Source organism: Selenomonadales bacterium, assembly GCA_018335585.1.
Classification (GTDB): domain Bacteria; phylum Bacillota; class UBA994; order UBA994; family UBA994; genus UBA994.
Genome location: JAGXRZ010000020.1, coordinates 191,946 through 205,187, shown reverse-complemented (window position 1 = coordinate 205,187; position 13,242 = coordinate 191,946). Strand labels below are relative to the sequence as shown.

At 55.7% G+C, this 13,242-nt stretch carries 18 protein-coding genes; 17 read left to right on the top strand and 1 reads right to left on the bottom strand.

The features are described 5' to 3' along the window. Positions 1 to 10: 10 nt before the first annotated feature. The 17 genes from ftsZ to pyrR all read left to right on the top strand — a co-directional run bounded on the left by ftsZ (position 11) and on the right by pyrR (position 11,476). Positions 11 to 1,069, top strand: coding sequence for a cell division protein FtsZ (ftsZ, locus tag KGZ66_03410; protein ID MBS3984639.1), 1,059 nt, complete (start codon positions 11 to 13; stop codon positions 1,067 to 1,069). A gap of 97 nt (positions 1,070 to 1,166) precedes the next feature. Next, positions 1,167 to 2,003, top strand: a complete 837-nt coding sequence (locus tag KGZ66_03405) for a sigma-E processing peptidase SpoIIGA (protein ID MBS3984638.1) — start codon at positions 1,167 to 1,169, stop codon at positions 2,001 to 2,003. A gap of 12 nt (positions 2,004 to 2,015) precedes the next feature. Beyond that, the gene (sigE, locus tag KGZ66_03400) at positions 2,016 to 2,750 is read left to right on the top strand and encodes an RNA polymerase sporulation sigma factor SigE (protein ID MBS3984637.1); all 735 of its coding nucleotides are present in this window, start codon (positions 2,016 to 2,018) and stop codon (positions 2,748 to 2,750) included. Between the two features lie 73 nt (positions 2,751 to 2,823). Continuing rightward, positions 2,824 to 3,642, top strand: a complete 819-nt coding sequence (gene sigG / locus KGZ66_03395) for an RNA polymerase sporulation sigma factor SigG (GenBank protein ID MBS3984636.1) — start codon at positions 2,824 to 2,826, stop codon at positions 3,640 to 3,642. Continuing rightward, positions 3,635 to 4,168, top strand: a complete 534-nt coding sequence (locus KGZ66_03390) for a stage II sporulation protein R (GenBank protein ID MBS3984635.1) — start codon at positions 3,635 to 3,637, stop codon at positions 4,166 to 4,168. The genes sigG and KGZ66_03390 overlap by 8 nt, the downstream gene beginning before the upstream one ends. Positions 4,169 to 4,234: 66 nt before the next feature. Further along, positions 4,235 to 4,501 carry a YlmC/YmxH family sporulation protein gene (locus KGZ66_03385; GenBank protein ID MBS3984634.1) on the top strand — a complete coding sequence of 89 codons (267 nt, stop codon included), beginning with the start codon at positions 4,235 to 4,237 and terminating at the stop codon, positions 4,499 to 4,501. A gap of 338 nt (positions 4,502 to 4,839) precedes the next feature. Then, positions 4,840 to 5,301, top strand: coding sequence for a transcriptional regulator NrdR (gene nrdR / locus KGZ66_03380; GenBank protein MBS3984633.1), 462 nt, complete (start codon positions 4,840 to 4,842; stop codon positions 5,299 to 5,301). A gap of 108 nt (positions 5,302 to 5,409) precedes the next feature. Next, positions 5,410 to 6,657: a hypothetical protein gene (locus KGZ66_03375; protein ID MBS3984632.1), complete on the top strand. Its 1,248-nt coding sequence runs from the start codon at positions 5,410 to 5,412 to the stop codon at positions 6,655 to 6,657. Further along, complete coding sequence (locus KGZ66_03370) at positions 6,657 to 7,340, top strand: YggS family pyridoxal phosphate-dependent enzyme (GenBank protein ID MBS3984631.1); 684 nt, start codon at positions 6,657 to 6,659, stop codon at positions 7,338 to 7,340. Before KGZ66_03375 ends, KGZ66_03370 begins: the two co-directional genes overlap by 1 nt. Further along, positions 7,330 to 7,782, top strand: a complete 453-nt coding sequence (locus tag KGZ66_03365) for a cell division protein SepF (GenBank protein ID MBS3984630.1) — start codon at positions 7,330 to 7,332, stop codon at positions 7,780 to 7,782. The genes KGZ66_03370 and KGZ66_03365 overlap by 11 nt, the downstream gene beginning before the upstream one ends. A gap of 1 nt (position 7,783) precedes the next feature. Beyond that, positions 7,784 to 8,035, top strand: coding sequence for a YggT family protein (locus KGZ66_03360; protein ID MBS3984629.1), 252 nt, complete (start codon positions 7,784 to 7,786; stop codon positions 8,033 to 8,035). A gap of 13 nt (positions 8,036 to 8,048) precedes the next feature. Next, the gene (locus KGZ66_03355) at positions 8,049 to 8,510 is read left to right on the top strand and encodes a DivIVA domain-containing protein (GenBank protein ID MBS3984628.1); all 462 of its coding nucleotides are present in this window, start codon (positions 8,049 to 8,051) and stop codon (positions 8,508 to 8,510) included. Continuing rightward, complete coding sequence (locus KGZ66_03350; GenBank protein ID MBS3984627.1) at positions 8,489 to 9,238, top strand: amino acid racemase; 750 nt, start codon at positions 8,489 to 8,491, stop codon at positions 9,236 to 9,238. The genes KGZ66_03355 and KGZ66_03350 overlap by 22 nt, the downstream gene beginning before the upstream one ends. A gap of 24 nt (positions 9,239 to 9,262) precedes the next feature. After that, positions 9,263 to 9,535, top strand: a complete 273-nt coding sequence (locus KGZ66_03345) for a hypothetical protein (protein ID MBS3984626.1) — start codon at positions 9,263 to 9,265, stop codon at positions 9,533 to 9,535. 27 nt (positions 9,536 to 9,562) lie between these two features. Further along, a complete protein-coding gene (lspA, locus tag KGZ66_03340) occupies positions 9,563 to 10,000 on the top strand; it encodes a signal peptidase II (GenBank protein MBS3984625.1) in 438 nt (145 codons plus the stop codon). Beyond that, positions 9,997 to 10,929: an RluA family pseudouridine synthase gene (locus KGZ66_03335; protein MBS3984624.1), complete on the top strand. Its 933-nt coding sequence runs from the start codon at positions 9,997 to 9,999 to the stop codon at positions 10,927 to 10,929. The genes lspA and KGZ66_03335 overlap by 4 nt, the downstream gene beginning before the upstream one ends. Positions 10,930 to 10,963: 34 nt before the next feature. Then, complete coding sequence (gene pyrR, locus KGZ66_03330) at positions 10,964 to 11,476, top strand: bifunctional pyr operon transcriptional regulator/uracil phosphoribosyltransferase PyrR (GenBank protein ID MBS3984623.1); 513 nt, start codon at positions 10,964 to 10,966, stop codon at positions 11,474 to 11,476. On the opposite strand, the gene KGZ66_03325 is transcribed toward pyrR, so the two are convergent. Beyond that, the gene (locus KGZ66_03325; protein MBS3984622.1) at positions 11,449 to 13,194 is read right to left on the bottom strand and encodes an NFACT family protein; all 1,746 of its coding nucleotides are present in this window, start codon (positions 13,192 to 13,194) and stop codon (positions 11,449 to 11,451) included. The two genes, pyrR and KGZ66_03325, sit on opposite strands and share 28 nt — an antisense overlap. Positions 13,195 to 13,242: the final 48 nt, after the last annotated feature.

Sequence of the window (13,242 nt, the reverse complement as noted above, 5' to 3'; positions counted from 1 at the left end):
AGGGACCACGATGGGTGAATGGGATCTTGAGTTTAGTCCATATGCAAAGATCAAGGTTGTTGGGGTCGGTGGGGGAGGCAACAACGGCGTCAACCGCATGATCGAAGCCGGACTTAAGGGAGCGGAGTTTATCGCCATCAATACTGATGCCCAAGCTCTAGCATCCTCAAAGGCCACTCATAAAGTGCAGATTGGAGAGAAGCTAACGCGGGGCTTAGGTGCAGGTTCAAACCCAGACATCGGCTTAAAGGCGGCGGAGGAAAGCCGTGACTTAATCGTTAAGGCGATAAAAGGCGCGGATATGGTCTTTGTCACTGCGGGGATGGGTGGCGGAACAGGCACCGGCGCGGCTCCGATTGTAGCTGAAGTCGCGCGCGAAGTTGGCGCCCTCACTGTCGGAGTCGTTACCAAACCGTTCTCAATTGAAGGGCGAAAACGGCTCGCGCAGGCGGAGCGGGGCATTGCGGCGCTCAAAGAAAAGGTAGACGCCATTATTACTATTCCTAACGACCGCTTGCTACAGGTCGTAGATAAGAAGGCCCCTTTGTCGGAGTCATTCCGCATCGCTGATGATGTTCTGCGGCAGGGTGTACAGGGTATTTCGGATGTTATTATGATTCCCGGCCTGATTAACGTCGATTTTGCGGATGTCAAGACCGTAATGTCTAGCGCAGGGTCTGCCTTAATGGGTATAGGAACTGGTTCGGGTGAAGGACGAGCTATGGCTGCCGCCAAGCAAGCCATGTCTAGCCCCTTGCTTGAGACTACGATTGATGGGGCGAGGGGGCTGCTCCTTAGCTTCACCGGGGGGCCGTCCATGGGCTTGCATGAAATTAACGAGGCCGCCGAGACTGTCTCCGGTGCTGTCGACCCTGATGCTAACATCATTCTTGGCGCGGTGATTGACGAGAGATTAGGCGAAGAAGTCCGCGTTACGGTAATTGCCACAGGATTCGACGGCCGGAAGTCTCGCGACCGCTTCTTCGATGGGATTACCATCTCGCCTTACGACGACGAACAGCTAGATATCCCTACCTTTATGCGTAAGAAACGGCTAATAGATAAGTAATAGAGTTAGCGCCAAACGACATATTCCAACACCCCCGCCGCAGTATAATGCGCTTAAAGGGGGTGTTTTTATTGCCGTCTATCTGGATTTAGTCTTCTTGCTCAACTTCGGCATGAACTGGTGGCTACTGTGGGCTACAGCCTTGCTGTTGCGGAAAAGAGCGCGCCTGTGGGTGCTGTGTGGCGGAGCCGCCTTTGGAGCAGCGTGCGCCTTTGTCGGGCTGGTCGTGCCGCTTACACTGACACGCGAGCTAATCCTCAAGGGAGTTGTGGCCGCGACTATGGTTGCCTTCTGCTTTCGCCCTAACACCTGGTGGGCTCTCATCACGCAGACCGCAATCTTTGTCGCTCTTTCTGCCTTTAGCGCGGGGCTAACCTATGCCGCGGCTTTGTCTTCTACCGGCGGCGACGGTTGGCCGCTTGTGCACTGGTACTTGGTGGCAGCTAGTCCTTTGCTGGCGACGCTTCCCCTGAAGCGCCTGTGGAGCTCTCTGGCTGCGTGCTTTAGAGCAACAGACGCAGCGGGACGATTTCGCTTCCGCTTAGGAGGAGCCATCGTCGAGCTAGAGGCCGCACTCGACACCGGGAATACGTTGCTTGAGCCGCTCACCTATCGGCCTGTCGTAGTAGTAGACACAGCACTGGCAGCGGAACAACTGCCACCCCCGCTGCGCGGGGCGGTCGAGCGGTGGCAGGAGGATGATGCAACACAGCTCATGCCGCTGCCGGACAGCCTTATGTGCAAAGTTACGTTAATTCCCTACACGACTGTAGCCGCAAGCGGACTGATGCTGGCTATACGACCGGATTCTTGCGAAGTTGAGTCTAGGGGCATATGGTATACCTTCGAGGCGGTTGTCGCCTTCGCGGTCGGCGATGTTCGGCTAGCCGGCAAGGGAGCATTACTGCCGCAGGCGCTGTGGCCGCTATCTTAGGGAGGGAGTAGGATTGTGAAGCTGTTTTCGGTCTTGAAACTCAGATGGCAGCTCTTTGTCATCCGCATCTTATCGCACATTGGGGTGCAAGTACCACGCTCTATCTTCTTCATTGGCAGCAGCGAGGCCCTTCCTCCGCCCCTGAGCGAGGAGGAGGAGCTCTTTCTAATCGATAGGTTGCGCCAAGGCGACCACGCCGTTAAGACCGTTCTTATCGAGCGCAACCTGCGGCTTGTGGTTTACATCGCTCGGAAGTTCGAGAATACCGGAGTCTTAATCGAAGACTTGGTTTCCATTGGGTCGATTGGACTGATAAAGGCAGTCAATACATTCAACCCAAGCCGCAACATCAAGCTCGCTACTTATGCGTCGCGCTGCATCGAAAACGAGATTCTCATGTACTTGAGGCGTAACCAAAAACTAAAGGCCGAGGTTTCGCTTGATGAGCCGCTGAACGTCGATTGGGACGGCAATGAGCTTCTGCTGTCGGACGTCATCCCGATTGAGGGCAGTGAGGTCCATCGGGGAATTGAGGCCGAAGTTGACAGGGTGTTGCTCAAAACGGCGTTAAGCAGACTCGAGAGCCGTGAGCGCCAGATTATGCATTTGAGATTCGGATTAGTCGACGGACGCGACCGCACGCAAAAAGAAGTGGCCGACTTACTTGGCATTTCGCAATCCTATATTTCTCGGCTAGAAAAGCGCATTCTTGGCAGGCTGCGGCGAGAATTTAGAAAAATGGAATAGACGCACTTTTAGTGGTATATGGATAATCTTCTCTCCCCCGTATAAACTTGCCCTGCGCATGGTGATAATCATGATGGGCGCAAACGGGAGGAGTGAGACGTTGAACCGAGTAGAGATTTGTGGAGTGAACACTGCCAAGCTGCAGGTACTCACTAACGCCAAAATGCGTGAGCTTTTTGTGGCCTTGCAGAAAGGTGATACCGCAGCCCGTGAAACACTCATCATGGGGAATCTGCGTTTAGTCTTAAGCGTGATACAGCGCTTCAACAACCGCGGGGAGTTTGTCGATGACTTGTTTCAGGTAGGGTGTATCGGACTGATGAAGGCCATCGACAACTTTGACCTAAGCCAAAACGTCAAGTTTTCGACCTATGCCGTGCCGATGGTCATCGGCGAGATACGCCGCTATCTGCGCGACAACAACCCTATCCGCGTCAGTCGCTCCCTGCGAGACATTGCCTACAAAGCCTTGCAGGTGCGGGACGCTCTCGTCAACCGCAACGCGCGGGAACCGACCGTAAGTGAGATTGCCGATGAGCTGAAGATATCGCGCGAAGAAGTGGTGTTTGCCCTTGATGCTATTCAGGAACCGGTATCGCTCTTTGACCCCATCTATCAAGAGGGCGGCGACCCCATCTATATCATGGACCAAATCAAGAGTGAACGCGACCAAGACTCGTACTGGGTGGAAGGGCTCGCCATTAAGGAGGCGTTGCATCGCCTAAGCGAGAGAGAGCGCCACATACTCAATCTGCGCTTTTTCTCCGGTAAGACACAGATGGAAGTCGCGGAGGAGATTGGCATCTCGCAGGCGCAAGTATCGCGGCTCGAAAAGGCCGCTCTCACGCATATGCGAAAGCTCATTGCACCGCATGGTCAGTCAGATGCGTAGAATTCTGTTATGTCTTCTCATTGCCTTGCTCAGTGTGCCCGGAGCAAGGGCGGCGGGCAATCAACCTACGGTTATCCGCCTGCACATCCTCGCTCACAACAACACCGCGGCTGAGCAGGCTGCGAAGTTATCCTTGCGGAACGCGCTGTTGCAGGAAATTAGCGAGCTGCTTAAAGACGCCCAGAACATCCATGAGGCCTCAAGCGTAGTCACAAAAAACCTCCCTCGACTCGAACTGCTGGCGTCGCAGGAGCTTAGCAGTCTCGGTTCTCAGCACACCATCAGCCTGATGTGGGGAAGCTTTCCTTTCCCGGCGCGCGCCTATCGCCAAGTTGCGCTGCCGGCCGGTGTATACCCGGCCCTCTACGTCAACATCGGCGCCGGGCGAGGCGCAAACTGGTGGTGCATTATGTATCCTCCGCTGTGTTACGTCCCCGGCGTTGTGCGGCGCACAGGCGAGTCTCGTCACGAGTTTGCCTTGCTGAACCTCTTGCGCAGCTTCTGGCGTAGAATAGTCGCGAATTAAGCAACTTGGCTGCCTCCCGAGCATATAGTGTGGAGAGCGACTCGGCCGGTGTGGGGGTGACACACGCTGTTAAGGATTTCCGAACTGCGCACAAAAGAAGTAATTAGCGTGCTTGACGGGAAACGCCTAGGCTTGATCGGGGACCTTGAGATAGACCTTACAGCAGGCAGGGTCAAAGGCATCATTATACCGGGCGGGGGCAAGATTCTCGGGCTTTTTGGACGAGACAATGACATATACGTCCCCTGGGAAAAAATCGTCAAAATTGGCCTGGATGTTATCCTTGTGGACCTGCCGGCGGAAGATATCGCTTGCCTGGAAGATGAAACATAGACCGCGCCTAACGGCGCGCTTTTCTTTTGCCCCCAAAATGTAGTAGGATAAGGACAGGAAGCAGATGCATAGTGCCTAGTGCCTAGTGCCTAGTGCCTAGTGCCTAGTGCCCAGTAGGGGGTCACTGCCTGGCGATAGGAATCATGAATCGCGAATCATGAATCGTGAACTAGGGGATGCGTTTCCCGCTGAGCACTGAGAACTGGGCACTGGGCACCGTTCTTCGGCCAGGAGCTAGGAGCCAGGAGCCAGCATCCGCCGGCCTCCACGAAGTGCTAAGTGCTAAGTGCTAAGTGCTACAAACATCCTGCAAACACAAAGAAGGAACGGTGGCGCGCATGAAGTGTCCTTATTGCAGTCAGCTAGACAGCAGGGTGGTCGACAGCCGCCCGACCGGTGAGGAAAGTGCTATTCGTCGCCGCCGTGAATGCCCTAAGTGCTTACGCCGCTTCACTACTTACGAGCGACCTGAGGAGCAGCCGGTGGTAGTGATTAAGAAGGACGGGCGGCGCGAGCTGTTTAGTCGGGCAAAAATCTTGGCGGGTCTCTTGCGGGCGTGTGAGAAGCGGCCTGTACCTCTGCAAGTGTTAGAAGAGGCGGTGTCCGAGATTTTGGCTACACTGCAGCAGGAGTCTACGGCAGAAGTCCCTTCTAGCCGCATCGGGGAGTTAGTTATGGAGAAGCTTCGTGCCATTGACGAAGTTGCCTATGTACGGTTCGCTTCGGTCTACCGCCAGTTTACCGACATTAACAATTTTCTAGGCGAGCTCGAACGCCTGTTGCGCATTCGCACCACCTAAAGTAAGCTCAGTAGCTGCTTGCGATTGCTGAACTTTTGTCCTGTCAAGCAGGATTAGCGCAACTTTTCCAGAAGTAAATAAGGGCGAGGCCGCAAGGGAGGTGTGAGCGTGAACGAGTTTGGACGCCCTGCGCTACATAGGCGCAGGAGGCGTCGCTTCCGGCCTCTAAGGCGCCTCCTGTTGTTGCTTGTGATTGTAGGATTGGTGTATGGGGCCTATAGCTGCTCTCGTTTGGTTTACAGCACCGCTTTCCCCAAGCTGCGCCTTGAGCAGGCCGTTTTGGCCGATGAACCGCTGTTTGCAGGACAAGCTGTGGTTTTGCGTGACGAGGTGGTGGTGGCAGCCGAAAGGGCAGGTATGCTTAATCAACTGCACCTTCATGCCGACAACATATCTGCGGGCGAGGTTATGTTTGAGATCGTGGACGTCAATCGCCTGGCAGCGATTGACCGACAGCTCGCCGATGAAGCAAAGCGCATGGCAGCTAGCCAGGCGCAGTCGTCGGAAGTAATCGCCCATCTGCGCTCCCAGGTAGCGGCGGCGCAAACTGCCGTCCGAGACCTAACTGTGCGGTATGCCTCTTATCTGCGAGCTAACGACAGCGTGAGAGCTCTGCGTGTGTTCTCCGACTTAGAGGTCGCCAACAGAAAGGCGCAAGCAAGTAAAGAGGAATACATTTTTGCGGATAGATCACAAGAGCAGTATGCAGCGCGCCGGGAGGAGTTACAGAATCAGCGTCGGCAGGCAATCCATTCAGTGACGTCACCGCTGTCAGGTGTGTTGAATTTTGCCTTGGACGGGTGGGAGGACGAGTTGCGCACCGCAGACTATCACTCACTGCCGCTCGCAACCTTCCGACAGATAAAGCGAAACCCGCGTGCGCGACAGAACATGGACATCATTCAAGCTGGCCAAGTGGTTGGTTCCATTGTCGACTCGAGGAGGGCTGTACTGCTGTTTGAAGCAGGCGCAGTCGCGCTCGGGGGAGAGGTGGAAGTAGTGTATGGAGAGTCTGTGCTTACCGCTAGGGTGTTGTCTGCGGCCGTGCAAGACGGTACAAGTAGCGGTTTGGTTGCCCTGAGCTTGATAAACCCGCCCACATCGCTCCTGACAGCACGTGTGGTGAACATCAGTGTGCGGCCGCAAGGAGAAGTCCTTACTAAGATACCTCTGCGCGCCGTAGTGGCTCGGGATAATGGCGATATCGTCTATGTCCAATCAGACGGCGGCGAACTAGAAGAGCGCGTGGTGCACGTTCGCCAAAGGCGGGCCGGTCTAGCTATAGTGTCTGGTCTTAATGCGGAGGAGTCGGTGGTAAGTAACCCACAGGCTGTGCGGGCGGAGGCGAGTCGGTAATGAACCCCCGGTTAGCCTCTTTGTTGGCAAAGATCGACGAGTACCCCGATGTCACAATCGTAGCGGTGAGCAAAGAAGTTGGGGTACAAGAGATACGCCTAGCTTACGACTGCGGATTTAGGCACTTTGGCGAGAACCGCATGCAGGATGCGCTGGCGAAGCAGGACGCGCTAGATTTGCACGTAAGCTGGCACTTCGTGGGTCGTCTGCAGACTAATAAGGTCCGGTCAGCGGCCGGGCGCTTTGCGCTGTATCACTCGCTGTCTAGTCTGCACTTAGCAGAGGAGATGAACCGCATTGCCTTGCGAACTGGAAGTTGCTTTCCCTGCTTGGTGCAGGTGAACGCTTCTCTTGAGCAAACGAAACAAGGCTTGGCGTTAGGCGAAGTAGCCGACTTTCTCGCTCTGGTATCTAGGCTGCCGGGAGTTAGAGTCCTAGGGTTGATGACCATGGGGCCGCACACCGAGGACCGCCTCGCAATTCGGCGCGTGTTCCGTCAGGTAAGGGCCTTATACGAGGAGCTTAGGCGCATGCCAAGCGGCGAGGCCTGCATGCAACACCTGTCGATGGGTATGAGTGCCGATTACGAGCTGGCCCTCGACGAGGGGGCCACTATGTTGCGGATTGGCAGTGCCATATTTTCGAATTTGCGCGATAATGGGGGAAGACACGATGGCAAATAAAAACCTATGGAGAAAGACCCTGGACTTTTTCGGTTTTGACAGTGACGAGGAAGAGGAAATGCGCGAGGAGCAGGCTGACCAGTACGACCAAGCCGTAGTTCCTAACCGTCGTCCACAGCAAGTTGTCGACCTAAGCAAAAGACAACAGCTGCGCGTAGTCGTGATTCAGCCGCGCAGTTTCGACGATGTGCCCAGTGTCGTAGAGCACATTAAAGCCAAGCGGCCGATTATCCTTAACCTTGACGTGTGTGAACAGAAGAGCCGTCAGCGTGTGCTAGATTTTATGTCCGGCGCTACGTATGGCTCGGGTGGGAGAATGCAGAAGGTCAGCGAGTGGATATTCCTCTCGGCCCCGTCAAGTGTGCAGATTGACAATGTGACCGGTGAGGTCTATGAGGAGGAGGTCCCCGGTAAGCGCATCGTGATGAAGAAAGGGGACTAATATGCAGCAAGTCTTTTCGATAGCGTACGAAGTCTTTTATTGGCTGATGCTTTTTAGGCTGGTGGCTTCCTTTATGCCTATTGACGGCAGCCGCCCGCCGCTTAGCTATGTGCACGCGCTCACAGAGCCTTTGCTCGCGCCGATACGCCGCGCTTTTGGCCTTGTGCGCCTTGGCAACATCTACATTGACGTGTCGCCCATCGTGGTCCTGTTACTGGCCAGTATCTTAAGGCAATTATTAGGGTATTTATAGAGGAGGTTCGACTATGCCATTAACGCCGCAGGATATCAACAAAAAAGAGTTCAAACGCACTATGAGGGGCTACAATACCGAGGAAGTCGACGATTTTTTAGACCAAGTTACGCGGGATTATGAAGGCAGCCTGCGCGAGCTTACGGTCAGCCGTGAGCAAGTCGCCAAACTAGAAGACAAGCTAACCCACTATTACAAGCTAGAGCAGACTCTGCACGGCGCTTTGGTAGTAGCACAAGAGACAGCCGAAGAAGTCAAGAACTCGGCGCGCAAAGAAGCTCAGCTCTTGGTTAAGGAAGCTGAGGTGCGGGCAGAAAAGATAGTAGAAGAGGCCATTGCCAAGTCACGCAAAATGGCCAGCGAGTACCAAGAGGTGCAAAAGCAGGCCGAAATCTTCCGCGGACGTCTGCGTGCGTTGCTACAGGCGCAACTAGAGATGATCGGTGCTAGTGATTGGGACAAGCTAACGCAGTAATGCGCATCATCGGCATTCTAGGCGGCATGGGACCGCAGGCTACAATCGACCTTTACCAGAAGGTACTTAACTTAACGCCAGCAACCAAAGACCAGGACCATCTGCAGGTGCTGATTTGGTCTGACCCACACATTCCTGACCGCACGGCGGCGATACTTGGCTGCGGCGAGGACCCCCGACCTGCCCTCTATGCCGGCGCCGCGAAGCTCGTAAAGGGCGGCGCGGAGTGCATCGGCATTCCGTGTAATACGGCACATTACTACCTTGAGGCTATTCGGCAGGCAGCGGCAGGAGTCCCGGTACTAGACATGATTGAGCTTGCCGCAAAGGCGGCAAGCAACGTGCTCGGAGCGAATGCTGTGGTAGCCGTCACTGCGACCCGAGGCACATTAGCTACAGGGCTATACGAGCGTGCGTTGCTTCGCTACGGACTAAAGCCGTTGGTGCCGTCTGCCGCGGAGCAGGAGATTATAGACAGCCTCATCTTTGGGCCGCGTGGCGTTAAGGCAGGGTTCGTAGACGAGGTGAACTGCCTGGGTTACCAAGACGTATGTTTGCGTTTGCTTCGCTCCGGTGCGGAAGCTATAGTCGCTGCTTGTACGGAACTCCCGCTCATCTCCGGTCCGGCGTCGCGGTTGCTGCCGGTTATTGACCCTACGTCCACCTTAGCCGAGGCACTAGTCAGCTTTGGCTTAGAGGGCTCCGTACACCGTGCAGGCGGGCTATAACGTAAGGGAGGGAATCGGACGATTTTGGAGTCATCAGATGAGAAGATTCGCGCTGTCGCTATGACGCTCGAACGGGCAAAACTAGCGGAATACGTGCAGCTTATGAACAACCCCTGGCGCCTGCTGTGGCTTAATTTTATCGCCGGCCTAGCGCGCGGGGTCGGCATAGCTATCGGCGGGTCACTGTTAGTTGGGGTATTGCTCTATTTACTGTCGCAGATTGCGATACTCAATTTACCTCTCATCAGCGACATCATCGCGGAGATTGTAAAGCTGGTGCAGATACAACTGCGCTAGTGTCTTATCAGTCCACAGGAGGAACTTATGGTACTCGTTTATATTGCGGTGATGGTCGTAGTGTTAGACCAAGCCAGTAAGCACTTCGTCGTGACGCGCCTAGCCTACGGTGAGTCTGTTTCCATACTACCTAACATCCTCAGTCTCACCTATGTCAGGAACTTTGGCGCGGCCTTTGGCTTGTTCTATCGCCAGAGACTGCTGTTTTTTGGGGCCATGTTAATTCTGGTCCTCGCCATGGTCGTATTCTGGAAAGAAATCGTGTTGGTCGGGCGAGGCGCAGTGTGGGCAAGCGGCTGCGTCTTAGGTGGTGCACTGGGAAACTTCGTCGACCGCGTGCGCCTCGGTTATGTCGTAGATTTCGTCGATGTGGGCTTTTGGCCGGTTTTTAATGTGGCCGACTCTGCGATTGTGGTTGGGACAGCCGTTCTCTCCTATGTTTTGTTGCGCGCGGAACTGAGATGAGCGATTCGCTTATAGTAGCGCCTGCAGACGCCTCCAAACGCCTTGATGTCTACGTCAGTGAGTCTGTCCCGGGCGTAACGCGGAGCGCCGCGCAGCGCTTGATTGCAGAAGGACTGGTAACCGTTGACGGACAGAGCGAGCGCAATAGCTATCGCCTGCGCGCAGGGCAGCTCGTGGCGGTAACTCTCCCGGAAGTGAAGGCAACCGAAATAGTAGCTGAGGCTATGCCCCTCGCGGTCGTATATGAGGACAGCCATATTATCGTCATAGACAAACCTGCCGGTATGGTAGTCCACCCGGCGGTAGGGCACCGTCGCGGCACCTTAGTCAACGCTTTGCTGTATCACGTGCAAGATTTGGCGGGGATAAGCGGTGAGGAGCGCCCCGGTATTGTCCATAGGTTAGATAAGAACACATCCGGTCTCTTGGTTGTGGCGAAGCACACCGAGAGCCTGCTTCGCTTGCAGCAACAGCTGTCGTCGCGCAAGATGGGCCGGGAGTACGTAGCCCTGACACACGGCTGTCCAAAGGTCAACCAGGGGACGGTGAATGCCCCCATAGGACGTCACGCTGCGCGCCGCAAGGAAATGGCCGTAGTACCGCACGGGAGAGCTGCGGTGACCCACTACCAAGTGTTAGATTGTCTCGGCAGATACGCCTTGCTGGCCTGCAAACTGGAAACAGGGCGCACACACCAGATTCGCGTGCACCTGGCATATATTGGGCATCCTGTCGTGGGTGATGAGGTCTATGGGCCGCGGAAGTCCACCCTACAGCTAACCCGTCATATGTTGCACGCCGCCAAGTTAACGCTTACACACCCGATGACGGGTGAACGCATGGAGTTTAGCAGTGAACTGCCGGCAGAATTTAGGTCACTGCTAGACAAGCTGCAGAGGATTGCCGGCGGTATAAGCTCACAGAGGTGAAGGCTGATTGGAGTTAAAACAAAAGGCGCTGTTAATGGACGACAAGGCCATCGCGCGTGCTATCACGCGCATCGCCCACGAGATTATCGAGCGCAACAAAGGTGTGGAGAATGTCGTCCTGATGGGGGTCAAGCGTCGGGGCGTACCTCTGGCCGAACGCCTGCGGGAGGCCATAGCGCGCATTGAAGGCACTGCGGTCGAGGTGGGCACGCTAGACATCACGCTGTATCGCGATGACCTCACCTCTATGCCGGACGTGTACATTGCTACCGGCACTTTGCCTGCCGTTGCCGGCAAGACCGTGGTCATCGTAGACGACGTGCTCTACACCGGTCGCACCGTGCGGGCTGCACTTGACGCCTTAGTCGATCAGGGGAGACCTAGCAGCGTGCAGCTAGCCGTGCTGATTGACCGCGGGCATCGGGAGTTGCCGATTCGCGCCGACTACGTGGGCAAGAATGTGCCTACGTCACGCAAGGAGCATATTGCTGTCGAGGTAACTGAGATTGACGGCCATGATCAAGTGCTGCTATTTGAGTCCTGCTGATCATCAAGTGGCGCTGTCGGCTGTCTGACGTAGAGAGTGCGCTGCTGTTCGTAGATGACATAACCGGGAGGCGCCTCTTTGGGCCGCTTGACGAACTTGCGCTGCGTGAAATCCACGGGAACGTTAGTTGACGCTCGCAAGGTGCTGTAGTAGGCCGCTAGGTTCGCCGCATAGTGCAGGGTTGTTTCGGAGGCACCTGCGGTAGAATGGATAAGCACGTGGCTGCCCGGCGCTTTTTGCACGTGCAACCAAATGTGTTCGGGGTGGGCCTCGCGCACGAGGCGATCATTTTGCGTGTTTGTTCGACCGACGGAGATACTTACCCCGTCGGGACAGGTGAACTTACGCGGGAGACTTGGGGCTGTTGCCTGCCGTTTTGCAGCTGCGGTGGCGGGCATTAGCCCCATTGCGCCTATTTCCAGGGATATTTCGTGCAGTGTCTCTACATCAGGCGCCGCGTCGATGCCGTACAGCAACGTCTCCAAATAGGCAAGATGCGACAAGTCACGGCGGAGCCGTTCCTCTGCATGTTGCGTCGTACTTTGCGCTCGCGCGTATTGCCGGTAGTACTGCTTGGCGTTGTCGGCAAAGCTCAGTTTCGCGTCGAGGGGTATGCGGACTTCAGGCATGCTCTCGTCATAGTAATCTATTACGACTGCCTCACCGCCTTCCAGGCGCTGCGTGCCAAGATTTGCGTACAGCAAGTCCCCAAATCGCCTAAGTTTTTCGCTGCCCTCACTCTTTAGCAGGTCTCCCCTGAGCGCCTGGATGCGGCGTTCGGTTTTAGCGAGCGCGGCGGCGACTAATCTGCGCAAGCTCCCGCGTAGCGCTGCGAGCTGTTCAGACTGATTCGAGAACAATAGCGCTTCTGCGACTAGGGCGTTTATCCCTAGGATTTCCTCGCCCGGCGTACCGAGGTGGGTGAGGGGGAGAATGTGAAAGCGCGCCTTGTCGGCGCGGTATATGTAGCCAGCGCGGACTTCTCCCGCGCCGGCGGCATGCGCTAGCTCCCTTACCTGTGCCGCAATTAGCTCCCACTCCGGTAGATTTAGGTCGCGCGCTTTGGCGTTTGGTGCATATCTGTATGCTAACTCATTGGCCAAGAGGCCTGATACACCTTGGATGTTAGTATAGAGCACCTTGTGCACCGGGTCTTCGCTCTCGCTGGCAGCTAGATGCAAATACTCGCCGGTGACGCTCTCCGGCGAAACGCGGCCCTGCGTCGGCGGCGGGTCGTAGTGTAGTCCCGGCATCACAGCGCGAACTGAGGACAAGTTCATGCTTACCCGTGTTAGCGCGTCAATTACCGTGCCGGCAGGACCTACTAACACGGCGTTGCTGTGTCGTCCCGTGAGTTCAATCATCAGCCGGTAGGTAGCAGCATTGCCCAACTCGTCGCGGCCCAAGAAGGCTGCCGTAACGACGCGCTCAAACCCGGCCACGGACAACTTAGTTAAGCGCGCCCCGGTAAGGTACTTCCGCAGCATTAAGCAGAAGAAAGGCGGCGACGGCGGGTTCTCCCACGCTGCGGGCGACACGAGTACCCTCGGCCATGCCGGGTCGGCGGAGATGACCAAGCGGTGCTTCTTGCCCTTCGCGGTCAAGAGCAGGGTAGCTGTGTTGCGGGTGGGTTGATGGACTTTTTCGCAGCGCAGCCCGACCAATTCAGCATTAAGTTCATGCACTAAAGCATTAAGCACAAAACCATCTAGACTCATATACAGGCAGACCTCCCTAACTCCTCATATCTTACCGCACATTTTCGC